16 protein-coding genes and 1 tRNA gene are annotated in these 18087 nt (G+C 70.2%); 13 read left to right on the top strand and 4 right to left on the bottom strand.

Translation table 11 applies throughout. From position 1 onward, the window contains the following. The first annotated feature begins 6 nt into the window (after window positions 1–6). The 5 genes from ABZ564_RS06965 to ABZ564_RS06945 are packed head-to-tail and all read left to right on the top strand — an operon-like array spanning window position 7 to window position 5936. Window positions 7–1533 carry a sugar ABC transporter ATP-binding protein gene (locus tag ABZ564_RS06965; RefSeq protein WP_360850692.1) on the top strand — a complete coding sequence of 509 codons (1527 nt, stop codon included), beginning with the start codon at window positions 7–9 and terminating at the stop codon, window positions 1531–1533. Further along, complete coding sequence (locus ABZ564_RS06960) at window positions 1530–2564, top strand: ABC transporter permease (protein WP_360850689.1); 1035 nt, start codon at window positions 1530–1532, stop codon at window positions 2562–2564. Before ABZ564_RS06965 ends, ABZ564_RS06960 begins: the two co-directional genes overlap by 4 nt. A 53-nt stretch (window positions 2565–2617) precedes the next feature. Beyond that, window positions 2618–3658: a substrate-binding domain-containing protein gene (locus ABZ564_RS06955; RefSeq protein WP_360850686.1), complete on the top strand. Its 1041-nt coding sequence runs from the start codon at window positions 2618–2620 to the stop codon at window positions 3656–3658. A gap of 49 nt (window positions 3659–3707) precedes the next feature. Then, a complete protein-coding gene (locus ABZ564_RS06950) occupies window positions 3708–4919 on the top strand; it encodes a Gfo/Idh/MocA family oxidoreductase (RefSeq protein WP_360850682.1) in 1212 nt (403 codons plus the stop codon). Between the two features lie 12 nt (window positions 4920–4931). Beyond that, window positions 4932–5936 (top strand): sugar phosphate isomerase/epimerase family protein, encoded by a 1005-nt coding sequence (locus ABZ564_RS06945; RefSeq protein ID WP_360850679.1) that lies wholly within the window; start codon window positions 4932–4934, stop codon window positions 5934–5936. 128 nt (window positions 5937–6064) lie between these two features. On the opposite strand, the gene ABZ564_RS06940 is transcribed toward ABZ564_RS06945, so the two are convergent. Beyond that, window positions 6065–7369 (bottom strand): DUF2254 domain-containing protein, encoded by a 1305-nt coding sequence (locus ABZ564_RS06940; protein ID WP_360850675.1) that lies wholly within the window; start codon window positions 7367–7369, stop codon window positions 6065–6067. 257 nt (window positions 7370–7626) lie between these two features. Between ABZ564_RS06940 and ABZ564_RS06935 the strand changes: the two genes are divergently transcribed. The 6 genes from ABZ564_RS06935 to ABZ564_RS06910 all read left to right on the top strand — a co-directional run bounded on the left by ABZ564_RS06935 (window position 7627) and on the right by ABZ564_RS06910 (window position 11404). Beyond that, window positions 7627–7711: transfer RNA gene (locus ABZ564_RS06935), tRNA-Leu, on the top strand. A 110-nt stretch (window positions 7712–7821) separates the two neighbouring features. Beyond that, a complete protein-coding gene (locus ABZ564_RS06930; protein WP_360850871.1) occupies window positions 7822–8643 on the top strand; it encodes an RNA methyltransferase in 822 nt (273 codons plus the stop codon). A gap of 141 nt (window positions 8644–8784) precedes the next feature. Next, entirely contained in the window at window positions 8785–9354 is a 570-nt protein-coding gene (locus ABZ564_RS06925; protein ID WP_360850672.1) for a GNAT family N-acetyltransferase, read from the top strand. 54 nt (window positions 9355–9408) lie between these two features. Beyond that, complete coding sequence (locus ABZ564_RS06920) at window positions 9409–10035, top strand: class I SAM-dependent methyltransferase (RefSeq protein ID WP_360850669.1); 627 nt, start codon at window positions 9409–9411, stop codon at window positions 10033–10035. Window positions 10036–10439: 404 nt separating this feature from the next. Continuing rightward, on the top strand, window positions 10440–10709 hold the full coding sequence (locus ABZ564_RS06915) for a hypothetical protein (RefSeq protein ID WP_360850666.1): 270 nt from the start codon (window positions 10440–10442) through the stop codon (window positions 10707–10709). Beyond that, a complete protein-coding gene (locus ABZ564_RS06910; protein ID WP_360850663.1) occupies window positions 10706–11404 on the top strand; it encodes a hypothetical protein in 699 nt (232 codons plus the stop codon). The genes ABZ564_RS06915 and ABZ564_RS06910 overlap by 4 nt, the downstream gene beginning before the upstream one ends. Before the next feature lie 30 nt (window positions 11405–11434). On the opposite strand, the gene ABZ564_RS06905 is transcribed toward ABZ564_RS06910, so the two are convergent. The 3 genes from ABZ564_RS06905 to ABZ564_RS06895 all read right to left on the bottom strand — a co-directional run bounded on the left by ABZ564_RS06905 (window position 11435) and on the right by ABZ564_RS06895 (window position 16762). Further along, window positions 11435–13579, bottom strand: coding sequence for a UvrD-helicase domain-containing protein (locus ABZ564_RS06905; protein ID WP_360850660.1), 2145 nt, complete (start codon window positions 13577–13579; stop codon window positions 11435–11437). Window positions 13580–13655: 76 nt separating this feature from the next. Then, window positions 13656–15242, bottom strand: coding sequence for a protein kinase (locus tag ABZ564_RS06900; protein ID WP_360850657.1), 1587 nt, complete (start codon window positions 15240–15242; stop codon window positions 13656–13658). 206 nt (window positions 15243–15448) lie between these two features. Continuing rightward, complete coding sequence (locus tag ABZ564_RS06895; protein WP_360850654.1) at window positions 15449–16762, bottom strand: hypothetical protein; 1314 nt, start codon at window positions 16760–16762, stop codon at window positions 15449–15451. A gap of 245 nt (window positions 16763–17007) precedes the next feature. Here ABZ564_RS06895 and ABZ564_RS06890 point away from each other — a divergent pair, with 245 nt between their 5' ends. Together ABZ564_RS06890 and ABZ564_RS06885 are read left to right on the top strand one after the other, a co-directional pair. Further along, the gene (locus tag ABZ564_RS06890; RefSeq protein ID WP_360850651.1) at window positions 17008–17883 is read left to right on the top strand and encodes a helix-turn-helix transcriptional regulator; all 876 of its coding nucleotides are present in this window, start codon (window positions 17008–17010) and stop codon (window positions 17881–17883) included. Then, window positions 17880–18080, top strand: a complete 201-nt coding sequence (locus ABZ564_RS06885) for a DUF397 domain-containing protein (protein ID WP_360850648.1) — start codon at window positions 17880–17882, stop codon at window positions 18078–18080. Before ABZ564_RS06890 ends, ABZ564_RS06885 begins: the two co-directional genes overlap by 4 nt. Window positions 18081–18087: the final 7 nt, after the last annotated feature.

The raw sequence follows: 18087 nt of genomic DNA, 5'->3' as shown, positions 1-18087 counted from the left end.
TTCGTCATGGCTCCGCAACCACCGCTGCTCACCATGTCCGGCATCACCAAGTCCTTCCCCGGTGTCCGTGCCCTCGACGGCGTGGACCTGGAGGTCCGCGCCGGTGAAGTGCACTGCCTCCTCGGCCAGAACGGGGCAGGCAAGTCCACCCTCATCAAGGTCCTCGCCGGTGCCCACCAGCCCGACGACGGCGAGATCACCTGGCGCGGCGCACCGGCCGTGCTCAAGTCCCCGCTGGCCGCGATGCGGCTCGGCATCGCCACCATCTACCAGGAACTCGACCTGGTCCGGGGCCTGTCCGTCGCGGAGAACGTCTTCCTCGGCCACGAGCCCACCAGCGCCGGCTTCGTCGTCCGGGGCCGCCGGGCCCGCTCCGAGACCGCCGCCCTGCTGACCCGGCTCGGCCACCCGGAGATCGACCCCGGCCGCCCCGTCGGCGAACTCTCCGCCGCCCAGCAGCAGATCGTGTCCATGGCCCGGGCGCTCTCCCACGACGTACGCCTCATCGTGATGGACGAGCCGTCCGCCGCGCTCGACCCCGACGAGGTCGCCAACCTCTTCCGGATCATCGCCTCGCTGACCGCCCAGGACGTCGCCGTCGTCTACATCTCGCACCGGCTGGAGGAGATCCGCCGCATCGGCGACCGGGTGACCGTGCTCAAGGACGGCCGGGCCGTCGCGGCCGGCCTGCCCGCCGACACCACCCCGACCCACGACATCGTCGCGCTGATGACCGGCCGCAAGGTGGAGTACGTCTTCCCGCCCCGGACCCCGGCGGCCGCCGGACGTGCTGCCGCCGCCCCCGTCCTCACCGTCGAAGGGCTCGCCAGGAAGGGGGAGTTCGCCCCGGTCGACCTGGAGGTGCGGCCCGGTGAGATCGTCGGGCTCGCCGGACTCGTCGGCTCCGGGCGCTCGGAGATCCTGGAGACCGTCTACGGCGCCCGCCGCGCCACCGCCGGCCGGGTCACGGTCGCGGGCAGGCCGCTGCGCCCCGGAAGCGTACGCGCGGCCGTCGCCGCCGGTATCGGCCTCGCCCCCGAGGAACGCAAGGCGCAGGCCCTGCTGATGCTCGAATCCGTCACCCGTAACGTCTCGGTCTCCACCATGTCCCGCTACTCCAGGGCTGGTTGGCTCGACCGCACGGCGGAGCGGAAAGCGGCCCGCGAAGCCACCCGCACCCTCTCGCTGCACCCCGACAACCCGGACACCCCCGTCCGCACCCTCTCCGGCGGCAACCAGCAGAAGGCCGTCCTGGCCAGATGGCTGCTGCGCGGCTGCCGGGTGCTGCTGCTCGACGAACCGACCCGCGGGGTGGACGTCGGCGCCCGCGCCGAGCTCTACGCCGTGATCCGGAGGCTGGCCGACGAAGGGCTCGCCGTACTGCTCGTCTCCAGCGAAGTGCCCGAAGTGCTGGGCCTCGCCGACCGGGTGCTCGTCCTGCGCGAGGGACGCGTCGTGCACACCGCCGACGCCACGGACCTCGACGAACACCGCGTACTCGACCTCGTGATGGAAGGGAGCCAGACGTCATGACCCATCCCGTTCCCACGGCACGGCAGAGCGGGCCGGACCAGGGCCCCGCCCCCGTGACCCTGAAGAAGCACGGACCCCGGCGCGCCCTCGGGCCGCGCGTGAACCTCCACACCCTGTCCCTGCTCGGCATCCTCGCCGTGCTGGTGGCCGTCGGCGGCATCACCGAACCCGACGCCTTCCTGGACACCGACAACCTCCAACTCATCCTGACCCAGGCCTCGGTGATCGGCGTCGTCACCGTCGGCGTGACCTTCGTCATCACCTCCGGGGGCATCGACCTCTCGGTCGGCGCCATGGTCGCCCTCGCCTCCGTCTGGGCCAGCACCCTCGCCACCCAGGAGTACGGCTTCGCGGGCATCCTGTTCACCGCCGTCCTCGTCGGCCTCCTCGCCGGACTGGTCAACGGGGTACTCATCGCGTACGGGCGGGTGGTGCCGTTCATCGCGACCCTGGCGATGCTCGCCTCCGCGCGCGGCCTGGCCCTCATGATCACCGACGGCAACACCCAGGTGGTCACCGTCACCTCGGTCCTGGACCTGGGCCTGCCCGACTCCTACGTCCTCGGCATCCCGCCGCTCGTCCTGATCTTCGCCGCGGTCACCGCCGTCGGCTGGCTGCTGCTGAACCGCACGACCTTCGGCCGCCGCACCGTCGCCATCGGCGGCAACGCCGAAGCCGCCCGGCTCGCGGGCATCGACGTCCGCCGGCAGCGGCTCTACCTCTACCTGCTGTCCGGACTGTGCTGCGGCATCGCGGCCTTCATGCTGATCATCTTGTCCGGCTCCGGCCAGAACACCGCCGGCAACCTCTACGAACTCGACGCCATCGCCGCCGCGATCATCGGCGGCACCCTGCTCAGCGGCGGCCGCGGCACCATCACCGGCTCCGTCCTCGGCGTCCTGATCTTCACCACGATCACCGACATCTTCGCGCTCAACAACCTGCAGAGCGACGTCCAGCAGATCGCCAAGGGGGCGATCATCGTCGCCGCCGTCCTCGTCCAGAGCCGCACCTCCCGCACGGAGACCTGACACACCACCGGCCCGACCGTCTCCCGCACCCACCGGATGAAGGGTTCACCGCCATGCCACAAACCAGTCGCAGAGGGCTCCTTTTCGGCACCGCCGCCGTCTCCGCCGGCGCCTTCCTGACCGCCTGCACCAGCAACGAGCCCAAGGAGAAGGACGCCCCCGCCCAGAGCGGGGCGCCCGCCGCCGATGACAAGCCGGGCAAGCCCGTCACCATCGGCTTCGCCGGACCGCAGGCCGACCACGGCTGGCTCAACGCCATCAACGAGAACGCCAGGTCCCGGGCGAAGAAGTACTCCGAGGTGACCCTGGAGACCACCGAGGGCTCCAACGACACCGCCGCCCAGATCGGCCAGGTCAAGACCCTCATCAACAAGAAGGTCGACGTCCTGGTGATCCTGCCGGCCGACGGGAAGGCCCTCACCCAGGTCGGCCTGGAGGCCATGCGGGCGGGCATCCCCGTCATCAACCTGGACCGGATCTTCGCCTCCCCGCAGGCGTACCGCTGCTGGGTCGGCGGCGACAACTACGGCATGGGCCTCAACGCCGGCACCTACATCGGCGAACAGCTCAAGGGCAAGAAGGACGCCAAGGTCGTCGAGCTCGCCGGCATCGACAACCTGGAACTCACCAAGCAGCGCAGCCAGGGCTTCGCCGACGCGCTGAAGAACTACTCCAACATCGAGCTGGTGGCCCGTCAGGCGGCCGACTTCACCGTGGAGTCGGGCCAGGCGAAGATGGCCCAGCTCCTCCAGGCGCAGAAGAAGTTCGACGCCCTGTGGAACCACGACGACGACCAGGGGGTCGGCGCGCTCCGCGCCATCGAGCAGGCCGGGCGCGACGAGTTCCTGATGGTCGGCGGCGCCGGCGCCAAGACCGCCATGGACGCCATCAAGGCGGACAACAGCGTCCTGAAGGCCACCGTCCTCTACCCGCCGACCATGGCGGCCTCGGCCATCGACCTGGCCCGCGCCCTCGGGCAGGCCAAGGGGGTGGCCGGACTCGCCGAACTGGAGATCCCGACCAGCCTCACCCTCTACTCCGCCGTCGTCACCAAGGACAACGTCGACCAGTACCTGCCGACGGGCTTCAAGTGAGCGGCCCCGCCACCGCACCCGCCGAACCACTGACGAGGAGGTAGCCCGGATGGCCCAGAGGGATCAGACGCAGCAGGAGACGGCCGCGCCGCCGACGCTCGGGATCGGCATGGTCGGATACGCGTTCATGGGCGCCGCCCACTCACAGGGGTGGCGCACCGCCGGACACGTCTTCGACCTGCCGATGCGGCCGGTCCTCGCCGCGATCTGCGGACGCGACCGCACGGCGGTCGAGGCCGCGGCCGGCCGGCACGGCTGGGCCGCCGCCGAGACCGACTGGCGCGCCCTGATCGCCCGCGACGACGTGCAGCTCGTCGACATCTGCACCCCCGGCGACAGCCACGCGGAGATCGCCGTCGCGGCCCTGGAGGCCGGCAAGCACGTGCTGTGCGAGAAGCCGCTCGCCAACACCGTCGCCGAGGCGGAGGCCATGACGGCGGCGGCCGGGCGCGCCGCCGCCCGGGGCCGCGCGGCCTTCGTCGGCTTCAACTACCGCAGGGTGCCCGCCCTGGCCCACGCCCGCCGGCTCATCGCCGAGGGCCGTCTCGGCGCCCTGCGCCATGTGCGCGCCGTCTACCTCCAGGACTGGCTCACCGACCCCGCCTCCCCGCTCACCTGGCGGCTGGACAAGGAGCGCGCGGGTTCCGGCGCGCTCGGCGACCTCGGGGCGCACGTGGTGGACCTCGCGCAGTACCTGGCGGGGGAGCCGCTGGTCGCGGTGTCGGCGCTGAGCGAGACATTCGTACGGGAACGCCCGCTGCCCGCCGGACCGGCCGGGGGCCTCGGCGGCGGGGCGGCGGCCGGGGGAACGGGCCCGGTGACGGTGGACGACGCGGCCGTGTTCACCGGGCGGCTCGCCTCCGGCGCCCTGGCGTCCTTCGAGGTGACCCGGATGGCGGCCGGCCGCAAGAACGCCCTGCGCCTCGAGATCAACGGCGAGCGCGGCTCGCTCGCCTTCGACCTGGAGCGGCTCAACGAACTGTCCTTCCACGACCACACCGAACCCGCCGCCACGGCCGGCTTCCGGCGCGTCCTCGTCACCGAGCCCGAACACCCCTACCTGGAGGCGTGGTGGCCGCCGGGCCACACCCTCGGCTACGAGCACACCTTCGTCCACCAGGCCCGCGACGTGGTGTGCGCCATCGCCGAAGGAACCCCGCTCGCACCGTCGTTCGCGGACGGCCTCCAGGTGCAGCGGGTGCTGGCGGCGGTGGAGGAGAGCGCCGCGAAGAACTCCGTCCTCACCCCCGTCCCGCTCTAGGAGGTCCCGCGCATGCCCCGTCCCTTCACCCTCTTCACCGGCCAGTGGGCCGACCTCCCCCTGGAGGAGGTCTGTCGGTATGCCCGTGACTTCGGCTACGACGGCCTCGAACTCGCCTGCTGGGGCGACCACTTCGAGGTCGACAAGGCCCTCGCCGATCCCGCCTATCTGGACGGCCGCCGGCAACTGCTCGACAAGTACGGCCTGAAGTGCTGGGCGGTCTCCAACCACCTGGTCGGCCAGGCCGTCTGCGACCACCCCATCGACGAACGCCACCAGGGCATCCTGCCCGCCCGCATCTGGGGCGACGGCGAGCCGGAAGGAGTACGCCGGCGGGCCGCCGCCGAGATGGCCGACACCGCGCGGGCCGCCGCCGCGTTCGGCGTGGACACCGTCATCGGCTTCACCGGCTCCTCGATCTGGCACCTGGTCGCGATGTTCCCGCCGGTCCCGCCGCACATGATCGAGCGCGGTTACGAGGACTTCGCCGAGCGCTGGAACCCCGTCCTCGACGTCTTCGACGCGGAGGGGGTGCGCTTCGCCCACGAGGTGCACCCCAGCGAGATCGCGTACGACTACTGGACCACGCACCGCGCACTGGAGGCCGTCGGCCACCGGCCGGCCTTCGGGCTGAACTTCGACCCGAGCCACTTCGTCTGGCAGGACCTGGACCCGGTCGGCTTCCTGTACGACTTCCGGGACCGGATCTACCACGTCGACTGCAAGGAGGCCCGCAAGCGCCTCGACGGCCGCAACGGCCGCCTCGGCTCCCACCTGCCGTGGGGCGACCCGCGCCGGGGCTGGGACTTCGTCTCGGCCGGCCACGGGGACGTGCCCTGGGAGGACGTGTTCCGGATGCTGCGGTCCATCGGCTACGAGGGCCCCGTCTCGGTGGAGTGGGAGGACGCCGGCATGGACCGGCTGGCCGGCGCCCCGGAGGCGCTGGCATCCCTGAAGCGGTACGACTTCGACCCGCCGAGCGCGTCGTTCGACGCGGCGTTCGGCGGCAAGGACTGAGGGGGCGGGGGAGCCGGCGGACCGGGGCCCGGACCCACCGGGGCCCGGACCCACCGGGGTCCGGTTCCACCGGGGCCCGGTTCCACCGGGGTCCGCTCCCCGCCCCCCGCCGCGTTCTTACGGCCCCCTCAGCCGATGCCCTGCCGGTCCGGCAGCAGCGAGAACTCCCGTTCGGCGGCCTCCGGCACCGCGTGCTCCACCGCTTGCACCAGCAGCGCACGGTGCCGGGCCAGCGGCCCTCGCCGGTCCGGCCCGGCCAGCGGCACCAGGTCGTCGATCCCGGCCAGCAGCCGCCGCGTCACCTGCGGAGCGGTCGCCGCACACCGGCGCACCTCCTCGAAGCCGAGGTCCACCAGGTCCTCCCACCCCGGCACGTCCTGCACCAGCCGTACCGCGCCCCCGCGGTCCCGGTGGTGCACCGTGCCCAGTGGCAGCCGCACGGTGGCCGCGAGGAACTGCACGATCCGGTCCAGGCACTGCACGGCGGTCGTCGGGTCGTTCACCGCCGGGGACAGCGCCCGCAGCGCGATGTCCGACAACTGGCGCAGCCCGAACGCCAGGTCCTGGTGCAGGGTGCGCTCGACGCCCACGGAGACCGTGTACCGCAGGGCGTGCCGGGCCGGCGCCGTCCCGCCGTGCACGGCGAGCACCGGCGTCCCCGGCACCACGAAGTCCCCGAGCCGGGGGATCAGCCGGAGCACGACGCCCTGGCGCCGGGCGGCCCGGACGAGCCGTGCGACGTTGACGTCGCGGAGCACCCCGGCCCGCCCCTCGTACAGGATCTGCCCGGTCTCGGCGGGCAGCGGCTCCTCGCCCGGCCGGCCGGCGGGCATCCGGCCCAGCACCTTGAACGTGTCCCGGGTGATGTGATCGAGGACGGGCCCGATCTGCATCAGGCGCAGCGTGGCACTCACGTAGGCGATGAAGAGCAGCAGGCTGAGCCCGACGAGCGCGGCGGTCAGCACGCTCTGCACGAACGGCAGCGAGGTGACCCGGCGCGGATCGGTCTCGCTCTCGTACGAGCTGAGGACCAGCAGCGAGAACACGAACGTCGCGAGGAACACCGACAGGGTGAGCTTGCTGATCCGGCTGCGTACGAAGATCCGCACCACCCGGGGCGTGAGCTGCCCGCTCGCCATCTGCACCGCGACCAGCGAGATGCTGAAGACCACACCGATGAAGGTCATCATCGCCGAGCTGACCGTGACGACGATCTGCTTGGTGTCCTCGGCGACCGACACCAGGTCCTGGATCTCGTCGTACGCCTGCTCCTCGCGCAGATACGAGACGAGCCGCTCGTCCACCGCCGCCGCGGCGAACCAGAGCACGAACGCGACGACGAGCGTCAGGGCCGGGGCGAACCAGAAGGTCTCGCGCAGATGCTCGCGCAGAGGGGACAGCGCGCGGGGAGGACGGTAGCCGCGATCACTCATGCGAGCGAAAGTAACCCGCCCCGCCCACCCGCCGGTGGACCGGGCCGCCGACCCTCCGGCTCCACGTTCCGTACGTGCGCGGCGACGGTCCGTACGCGAGGTGCGCGCCCCCGGCCCGAAAAGCGCCCCGACGGCCCCCGCACCGCACTGACCAGCGCAATGTCCACCGGCCGGTCGCCGGATACGCAGGTGAGAGGCACCCCGAACCCCTGGTATTGTTTTCTTTGTCGCCGCGGGAGACCGGGGCGGATCACCTGGTCCGGGTGGCGGAATGGCAGACGCGCTAGCTTGAGGTGCTAGTGCCCTTTATCGGGCGTGGGGGTTCAAGTCCCCCCTCGGACACTCATCCAGTTCCCACGGTTCATCGCGAACCGTGGGAATTTCTGGTTTCCCGGGGCGGACCGTGCCGCCACCGGAGAAGCGATCACCCCTTGGAGGACCGACCGGTGGCTGTGCAGCGGATCTCGACCCGCAACGCCCGCTTTCAGCAGTTCCAGACGCTGCTCACCAACCGGACCAAGCGCGGGCGCGCCCGCGAGTTCATCGTCCAGGGCGTCCGGCCGATCACCATGGCCGTCGAACACGGCTGGACGATCCGCTCCCTCCTGTACGACGCGAGCCGCCCCCTCTCCCGCTGGGCCGAGGAACTGGTGCGCGGCATCACCACCGAACGCGTCGCCATGGCCCCGGAACTCCTCGCGGAGCTCAGCGAGAGGGCGGAGGGCGCCCCGGAGGTGCTGGCCGTGGTCGAGATGGCCCCCGACGACCTGACCCGCATCCCGGTCGACGACGACTTCCTCGGCCTCGTCTTCGACCGCCCGACGCAGCCCGGCAACATCGGCAGCATCGTCCGCTCCGCCGACGCCCTCGGCGCGCGCGGCCTCATCGTGACGGGCCACGCGGCGGACCCGTACGACCCGAAGGCGGTCCGCGCGACGACGGGCTCCTTCTTCGCCCTCCCCGTGGTCCGCACCCCCTCCCACCACGAGGTCGCCCAGTGGCTGGACGCGGAGCGCGACCGGGGCCGCCCGGTGCTCGTCGTCGGCACCGACGAGGACGGCGAGTGCGACGCCTCGGAATTCGACCTCACCCAGCCCGTCCTGCTGCTCATCGGCAACGAGACGGCGGGCCTGAGCAACGCCTGGCGCGACCGCTGCGACCACGTCATCAGCATCCCGATGACAGGCTCGGCGAGCTCCCTCAACGCGTCGAACGCGGCGTCGATCGTCCTGTACGAGGCGCGACGGCAGCGGTTGGCGAAGGGGCGGGGCTGAGGGCCGCGCATCCGCGCCGTTCCTCGGTCCGGCCCGGAAATCCACTTGCCGATACCGGGCCCCGGGACGATGATCCCGCTGTGATCACCACACTCTGCAACCGCCGACCGCACACCTTCACGCCTGCAGAGGATCACGATCTTGACCTACACACTTCGCGCGTACACACCGGCTGACGAGACCTCCTGGCTGCGCTGCCGGGTTCTCGCCTTCCTGGACACGGCTTTCTACGACTCCGTCGTCCCCGCCAAGCCGGTCGTCGCGGCGCCCGGCCTGGAACTCGTCGTGGTCGACGCGACCGGCTCGGTGGCGGCCCTCATGGACACCGGCATCGAGGGCGACGCGGCGACCATCGACACCGTCGCGGTCCACCCCGACCACCGGCGCCGCGGCCTGGGACGGCAACTGCTGGACCGGACCCGCGACTGGGCCCGCTCGGCCGGAGCGACCACGCTGGACGCCTGGACACGGGACGACGTGGACACGCTGGCCTGGTACCACGCGATGGGCTTCGACGAGAGCGACCACTACCTGCACGTCTACGCCAACCACTACTCCGACCCGTCCGAGCCCACCCGTGCCATCAAGGAACGGCGGCCCGGGATCCACCCCATCGTGATCTTCGGGCACGCCCCGCTCGCGGACGAACGACGGCTGAGAAGCGAGTTCGCCCGGGTCCACGTGGACCGGCGCTTCGCGCAGCGCATCTGACGGAACGCTTGAGCGCGATCCCGCGCGTGCGGGCGCTGTGGCAGGGTCGGGGCCATGCCCTTCGATCACAATGACCACTACCACCGCTTGCTGCTGCGCCAAGTACCGCGCGACTGCGGGGTGGCACTGGATGTGGGGTGCGGGACCGGTCGGTTCGCGCGGCGGCTCGCCCGCCTGGGCATGGACGTCGACGCGGTCGACCCGTCGGAGGAGGCCATCGCGGAGGCCCGCGCCCTCTCCGGCGGGGCGGCCGACGACCGGAGTCCGCGTTTCCGGCACGCGGATGTGACCGAACTCGCCCTTCCCCAGGGGCACTACGGCTTCATCTCGTGCCTCGCGAGCATCCACCACATGCCGTTCGCAACCGTCGCCGCATTGCGTGACGCGCTCGCGCCAGGCGGCGTCCTGGTGATCCTGGGGTGCTACCCGGAACGGACCCGCCTCGACTGGGCCTGGAGCCTGGCAGCCGTGCCGGCCAACGCCGCCGCCAGGCTGGCGATCGGTGCGAGAGACCGGTTTCGCCCCGCCGCGAGTCACCGGGAGGGGGTGAGTGCGCCGGTGCGGCAGCCGGCCATGCCCCTGGCCGAGATCCGCCGGGAAGCGGCGGCGTTGCTGCCCGGGTGCAGCATCCGCAGACTCCTCTTCTGGCGCTACCTGCTTGTTTTCCGTAACGATGCCTGACGGCCCGCCAGCCGCCGGGGGGACGAGCGGGTTTCGACCTTGCACGTGGCGAAGTCTTGAGGAATAGCCCCTCACCTCAACTTGTGCCACGCGAACACGGGGGTGCAGTTCGGAGCTCGTGGTATTTCCGCTTCACGTACACGATCAGGTTGTCCACCGGTGGCCTTTTGCCCGTGAGGCCCGGCTTAAGGCCGAGGCGTATGCAGCAAAACTCGAGTCGCACGTCCAGACCATTTCCGGGACCTGCCACCCTCACGCTCTGCGCCACTCGATCGGGTGGGCTAATTGGGTATGGGTACGTCCCCCGGTGGTAACTGCTCGGCGAGTGCCAGCATGTATTTCAACCATGTGCCTACTCTGAGCGATGCCTCACGCAGGGCAGAACAGGTCATCAGGAGGCCATCGTGTTCCTTATCAAGAAGATAATCTCGGGTACGTCCAAGCCCGACCGTGAGAAAGACCGCCCTCATCGGCTCGTTTGCAACGGTGCGCTTGTGGCGAGGGATGGTCTGGGATTCCCTAAGAAGCTGGCGAGCATCCGCATCATCGCTGAGTACAACTGGCAGACGGAAGACGGCAGATACCGACTTCCCGGCAAGAGTGACAAGATTGGTGTTATTACGGCTTTCTGTGTAGGGACGAACCGATGCCCTGAAAAGGTGAACTCGGCATGACATTTTCACGTGACTACGGAGCATGGAGCGGGGAGGCGTTGACAGAGCTGCATCGCACCTTGATGTGGCAGCTGCTGCGCTTCGTTTCGGTGCCGCTCGCCGGAGACACCTGTCAGGTAGTTCGCGGTGTCCTTCAGCCACCGGAGCGATGCGATGTCACCCGGGTCGTCATGTGGGACGGCCGAGACTTTGATTCCTCCGTGGCGTACGACCTGCCACTGATCGAGAGCGGCGACAACATCTCCTGGTCCGACCTCATCGCCGCTGTACGCTCTGCCCTCGGTGACGCTGGGCGCAACCAATCAGGGACGCGAGATCCGCTGGGCGTACCGGTTGTTGACCTGCGTGGCGAAGTTCTCAGGTTTCTGACCGCACCGGTCTTCGACCTGACGGATGCGCTCCACTCAGCGGCCTCTGTATTCCGGCCACTGGTTGAGGAATACGAGGAGAGGGTGCAGATGAGCGGTTTTCTCCTGCTGGACCGCAGTGTTGCGAGACTGTATGTGGACGGGCCGACTCTGGAGGGCAGGGTAGGCCTTGACGTCACGCTGCAGGACGGCAACGGGCGCGTTGCCGGTGGCCACACGGCGCTGATGGCTACGCTGCCCTCCCTTCTGTCGGACGGACTCGGAGAAGGCCGTTCCGGCTCCCAAGACCCTTACTGTACGACGGTTCACGACCTCACCCAATGGTGATGGCCGATAACGAGGACTTACGGACTTGTGCTAATACCGCGCCAGCCCCGCCTCCACCAGGAACGTACTCGGCGCGCCCGACCACGACACGTACAGCCCGTCGCGCGCCCGCGTGCACGCGACGAACAGGAGACAGCGCTCCGCCATCAGGTCCGAGGCGTGCTGTACGTGGTCCACCTCGACCGGTGTCAGCGCCCGGGGATACGGAAGCGCGCCCTCACGCACCCCGAGGACCGCGACGCAGCGGAACTCCAGCCCCTTGAACGCGTGCATCGTGCCCACCTGCACGGCGTCCGGCGAGGAAGCGACGTCGCCCCGAAGCCTCGTCGCGAGGATCCCCGCCGCCCGGAGCCGGTCCACGGCCTGGTCGCAGTTCTTGTTGAACCGGGCGGTCACGCCGATGTCCCCCGGAGCGATCCCGCTGTCGATCCAGCCGCGCACCCGCGACAGAAGGGCGTCGAACTCGGCCTCCTCCGAGTCCGCGGCGTGCACCTCCGGCCCGTTGCCGTGCAGGGCCGAGCGGTAGCCGAGCAACGTCTCGTTGCCGGCGCCGTCCTCCAGCTGCTCGAAGGGGCGGCCGACGAGGAGGGCGGTGGACCAGCTCAGGATCTCGTGAGTGGAGCGGTAGTTCTTGCGCATCTTCGCGGACCGGCCCGCGACCTTGATCCCGACCGCCTTCAGCGAGACCTTCGAGTCGTAGATCCGCTGGTGCGGGTCCCCGGCGATGAACAGGTCGTCCGGGCGCTGCGGGGCCGCCGCCCGCAGCAGCCGCCACTGGGCGGGGTGCAGGTCCTGCGCCTCGTCGATCACCACGTGCCGGTATCGGGGTCCCTCCGCCGCCAGCAGATCGGCGGCCTCCGCACACGTCCCCAGGTAGGTGCGCAACCCGTCGGAGGCGAGCCGCCCGGTGAACTCCTCCACCGTGCGCCACACCAGCGGACGGGCCGACGTGGGAAGCCTTCTCCCGCGGCCCGGACGGTCGCAGGCCACGTACTCCTGCTCGGTCCGCAGATTCTGCGCCAGGACCACGTGCCGGTACTCCTGGCCGAGGAACTGCGCGCTGCCCGTGAACCCGGTCGCGTTCGCCGCCCGGGTCCACCTGGCCTCCTCCTCGCCCCCGCGCAGGGGCCGGCGTGAGGTGGACAGGACCCGCCCCGCGAACGCGTCGACGGTCATGATGTCGACCCGGTCCCGCAGCGCCTCGTCCTCGACGAGGGAGGCCAGCCCCGTCCGCAGGGAAGCCACCAGTGCGTTGGTGTACGTGGTGAGGAGGATGCGCTCCCCGTCCCTCAGGTACCTCAGCAGGTGGCGTACACGGTGCAGCGCGACGACGGTCTTGCCGGTGCCCGGGCCCCCGGTGACCTGGGCGGGGCCGGAGTACGAGGCCCGGTAGGCGACCTTGTGCTGCGACGGGTGCAGGAAGACCCGCCAGGCGGCGAACGGCTTGTCGAGGATGTCCCGCAGCTCCTCCGACCCGGTGACGTGCGCGATACGGGTACGGGTACGGCGGATGGCGGTCGCGAAGTCCTCCGTGTCCACCGGCGCGTCGTCCCCGGGCGAGGCGGCGAGCGCGACGGAGACGACATCCCGCCACACCTCCTCCACGGTGAACCCGGCGGCGAGATATTCGAGCACCTCGCGCTGGTCCTGGGGGAAGTACGGTGCGAAGACCTCCAACTGCTCGGCATCGGTCAGCGCGCGCGCCTGGCGGAGCGTGGTCTCGTCGATCCCGAGCGCCGCCAGATCCCCGTCGGACACCTTCGAGAAGAGCCGGCGCTCGGGGGCGGCGGCGATGCGTTCGTACGCGGGCGTGAGCTCGTCGAGCATCGCGATGTCCCGCACCTCGACAGCGCGGGTGACCGTGTTGATGCTCGCCCTCTGCTTAACGGCCCAGTCGATCGCCTTGTCGTGCGGCATCACGCGCAGCAGCACGTACGTGTCCCCGCTGTCGGGCGCGAGCACGACACCACGCGTCGCCTGATCGATCCTGATGGTCCGGATGTGGGGGTCCCGCGCCCGCTTCAGCGTTTCGAGCTTCAGCCCGGGGTCCTTGAACAACTGGTCCAGGGTGAGCCGCTCGAACTTCTCCCACGCGTCGAACACCCCCTGCTTCACGCTGCCTTGCAGCTTGCCGAGCTGGGCGCAGAAACCGATGTCGAACGCGAGACGCGGCATGGGCGTACTTTCCGGGCGAGGGGCGAGGGGCGAGGGGCGAGGGGCGGGGGTGTCGGGCGGAGTCAGGGGGAGAGGGTCAGGCGGCCGGTCCGTCGAGCCCCAGGCTGATCAGGGCCAGCGCCTCGGCGACCTCTTCGCTCATCTCGTCGTCGGTGCCGAAGACCACGCACAGGTCGTCGTACAAGGGCCGCAGGATCCGGTCCGCCTCGGCGGCCTGCCCCTGAGCGAGCAGCAGCATCCCGATGTCACGGCGCAGCTCGACCGCCTCCTCGCTCAGGTCGCTGTCGACGGACCGGACGACAGCAAGCAAGGCACGGAGTTCGGCGAGCGCGTCGGTGGCCCGCCCGAGTTCCGCACGGCAGCGGGCGGCCTGGGCACGACAGGCGCGTGCCGACGCCCCGGCCGGCCCGTCGGTGCGGGCGTAGGCGTCGGCCAGGGCATCGAACTCGGGCAGCGCCGCCCGGTAGTCACCGCCGAGCAGTCGGATCGCCGCCCGGTTCTTCCGCAGCTCCAACACCCGCTTGCTCTCGGCGCCCAGGACGCGAGCGGCGGGTTCGATGACCTCGCCGAGCACCTCCGCGGCCTGCGCGAACCGCTCCTCCTCCAGAAGGGCGTCGGAATGGGCGTAGGCCTCGTCGATCTCCTCGCGCAGCCGCGCCGGCACGGGGACGGGGGCGGGCGCCTGCGGGTCGATGGTCGTCGCAGCGGCACGGCCGGCGCCGACGCGTGCTCGCGGGGCGTACGGGTGACGGAAAATGCCCGTCGGGTCGGGCACACCCGCCGGTCCGTCCTCCTCCGGCCCGCGGCTTTCACCCGGGGGTGGCAGGAACGGCCGCAGCCGCTCGTACACCTCCTGCACATCGGCCGGCCGGGCCTCCGGCGACTTGAGCAACAACTGGAGGACGAGCTCCTCCAGGGCCGACGGTACGTCGGGGCGCAGCACGCGCAGCGGGGTGGGAGCCGCGTTCACATGCTGGTACATCACCAGGTACTCGCTGTCCGCGCTGAACAGCACACGGCCGCTGAGCAGTTCGTGCAGCACGCACCCGAGTGCGTAGAGATCGGTCCGCGGCGAGATCCGCCCGCCACGCACCTGTTCCGGCGCCATGTACTGGTAGGTGCCGATGGGGTTGCCGGTGGCGGTCAGCTTGGTGACATCGGTCCGCAGTATGGCGGCGATCCCGAAGTCGAGGACCTTCACCGTTCCGTCGCGCGCGACCAGGATGTTGCTCGGCTTCAGGTCGCGGTGGATCACCGGCACCTCGTGTGCGTGCGACAGCACGGTGGCGACCTGCGCCGCCACGGCCACCGCCCAGCACACAGGAAGCGGACGCTCCGGGTGGACGCAGGCGGACAGCGGCACACCGTCCACCAGCTCCATCACCAGGAACAGCCGCTCATAGCTGTCGTCGAGCACCGCGTCGTACACCTGCGGCACACCGGGATGCTGGATCCGCGCGGTGATACGCGCTTCCCGGCGGAATCGCTTGACGAACTCGTCCGCCAGCTGCGGGGACCCGGCGACGGCCTGCGGCCTGATCCGCTTCACCGCGACGGGCCGGTCCAGCACCGTGTCGTAACCCCGCCACACGTCCCCCATGCCGCCGTTGGCGAGCGGTTCGAGGAGCTCGTACCGACCGGCGATCGACTGCTGCTGCGGCACATGTCCCCCGGGTGTGCGTATGTGCGGGCGCGGGGCCTGGCACGTACGGCACGCGTGTACGTGCCGTACGTGCCAGGCATCGTCGGGGCAAGTCTCTCCGGAAGGACGATCACCGGTCCAGCCGAAGCCGGGCCGGTGATCGTGGAACGTTGCTTTCCGGTCACGGGATGTGGCCCCGGCCCCGCGGAATGCGCCCTGCCGCCCTTCTACGCGGGCTGGGCGGGGAAGACGACCACCGAGCCGTCCTGGCTGCGCGCGATCTCGATCGTCACGTCCGTCGGACGGCTGTTGACCACGGCTCCGTCCCCCAGCCTGCGGATGTGGTGCGCCGCGCGCATCAGACGGTCCACCTCACCGGTCGTGAAGACGGGCCGCAGACCGCTCGGGCGTGCCAGCTCCAGTACCGAAAGGCCTATGAGGACACCGGCGATCCCCGACTCCAGCTCATCGAGGCGCTGCTGGTCCGCCTTGAGCGCGCGGGCGAAGTTCTCGAAGAGGTTGTCGGGGGCGCTCTGGGCGTGTTCGACGGCCTGCAGAACGACGACCCGCCGCTTCAGGGCGATGGCCAGGGAGGCGAGTTCGAGGTGGGCGCGGAACGTGCCGCCGAGATCGTCGACGCCGGGGAACGACTTGGTGAGGGTGCCGATGTCGACGGGCTTTCCCTCGGGCAGCTTGGCGAGCGCGTTCTGCCACTGGGCGAGACGGCGGTCAGCGGCGCCAAGGGCCGTGTTGATCGCGTGCACGGCGGAGTCCAGTCCCAGAGAGGCTCCGAGCTTGCCCTGGTCGAGCAGGATGGCCGTGGCCTTGTCGATGGCGTCGCGGCAGCCGTCGAGTTCGCTGTGCTCCTCGTCGAGCTTCTGCTCCTGCAGTTGCTCCAGCAGCTCGGTGATGTGCTCGATGGCCTGCTGCCGCTTGCGGTCGACATTCGCGCTCACCCCCACCGCCACGGCCATGAGGACGAGCGGCGCGGCCACGGTGAGCATCGCGCTGCCGCCGACCGCGATGCCGGCCGTCGCTCCGGCACCCCCGGCCGCGCCTGCCGTAGCCGCTGATCCGACCGGTATGAACGTCGCGCCGCCGACGATCCGACCCGTTGCGGTGTTCACGAGGGGGCTCCGGAGGGCATCGGTCGTTCCCTTGGCCACCATCGACTTGACCGCACCCTGACCCATCTGGGCTGCGACCTTCGCGGGAACCACCAGGCGGTACAGGCCTTCGCCGGAAGCGGTCGCCTTTGCAGCCGCGGACGAGTTGCGCGCGGTTTGCGTGATGAGCTGCGACAAGTGCGTCGCGAGGGGACTCACGGCGTCGAGCGGGATGCCTCGGCGGCGGTCGAGCTCGCCGGGCAGTGGATGGACCTCAAGCGTGGCGATCGGTGCGTCGGCCAGGCCGGCCAGCACACTGCGCAGTTCGGTCAGGCGCTCGGCCGTCATCGGCCCGTCCCCGGCCACTGCGGGCACCTGGACATCGCCGGTCGCCAGCGTCCATACCGGAATGAGCGCCTTGCGGTCGTCAGTCATCGTTTCTCCTCGTTCTCCGGCGACAGCCTACGGTCGATGCTCGGGCTGACGGACTGAACTTCAGAAACACCCTTTGGGGGGAACCAACTGCGAACCCCGTGCAGGCGGATCGATGGGTGATTACGGTGCCCGAGTGGGCGAGCCGAGGCGGGCGCTGCAGTTCGGGGCGCCTCATCGTGGTTGCTGCGGTGCTGATTTGGGGCGGATATGGGACGTAGGCGTATGTGGGACAGGCGGTGGTGGTGATGGCGCTGGACGAGGTGGGGACGGGCCCGGGGGCCGAAGGGGGCGGCGGGCCCGAGACAGGTGGTCGGCGGGACGAGGCTGGTTCGGGCGTGACGATCGCGTTCGGGCGGCAGCTGAAGCTGTTACGGATGCGGGCGGGGCTGGACCGGACGGAGTTCGGGAAGCGGGTGGGATACGCGGCGCCGTCCATCGCCTCGTTCGAGCAGGGGCGACGAATCCCCCAGCCGGCGTTCATCGATGAGGCGGATGCGGTACTGGATGCCGGTGGGTTGTTGCTTGCGCTGAAGGAGGAGGTTGCGCGGGCGCAGTATCCGGCGTTCTTTCGGGACGCTGCACGGCTGGAGGCCGAGGCGCTTGAGCTGTATCTGTACGCGGTGAGCGCAGTGCCCGGACTTCTCCAGACCGAGGAGTACACGCGCGCTCTTCTCGCAATGCGGCGACCGCTGCTCGACGAGGACATCATCGAGCAGCGTGTGGCGTCTCGCATCGCTCGACAGGAAGTACTCAACCGGTGGCCTGCTCCCCTGATGAGCTTCGTGATCGAGGAAGCTGTACTGCGAAGGCCGTTCGGCGGAGTGGCTGTGCTCAGGGGCGCTTTGGAGCGCATCCTTCTGGCCGGGCGGCAGCGAAGCGTCGAGATTCAGGTCATGCCGACGGTTCGCGAAGACAACGCCGGACTGGATGGGCCCTTCACTTTGATCACGTCCAAGAGCGGCGAGCAGCTCGCCTATCTGGAGGTGCAAGGGCGCAGCATCCTGCTGACCGACCGTGACGAGGTGCGCTCCGTCGCGGCACGCTATGGGATCATCCGCTCGCAGGCGCTGACTCCACAGGAGTCTCTGGTATTCATCGAGAAGTTGCTGGGAGAGCTATGAAGACCACTGATGCTGCTGTCACGCAGGAGCTGGTTTGGGTCAAGAGCAGCTACAGCGGTGCTGAAGGCGGCGAGTGCGTCGAGGTCGCTGCAGTCGCCACGCAGGTATACGTCCGTGACTCCAAGCAGACCAGCGGCCCCGTGCTGACCGTCGCACCAGCAGTATGGACGGGATTCGTCGGTCTCGTCACGAGCTGAGCCGCAG

The sequence above is a fragment of the Streptomyces sp. NPDC019224 genome (genome assembly GCF_040632605.1).
Lineage (GTDB): Bacteria > Actinomycetota > Actinomycetes > Streptomycetales > Streptomycetaceae > Streptomyces.
Note: the sequence above shows the minus strand (reverse complement) of the source record. Positions and strands in the feature narration are given on the sequence as shown.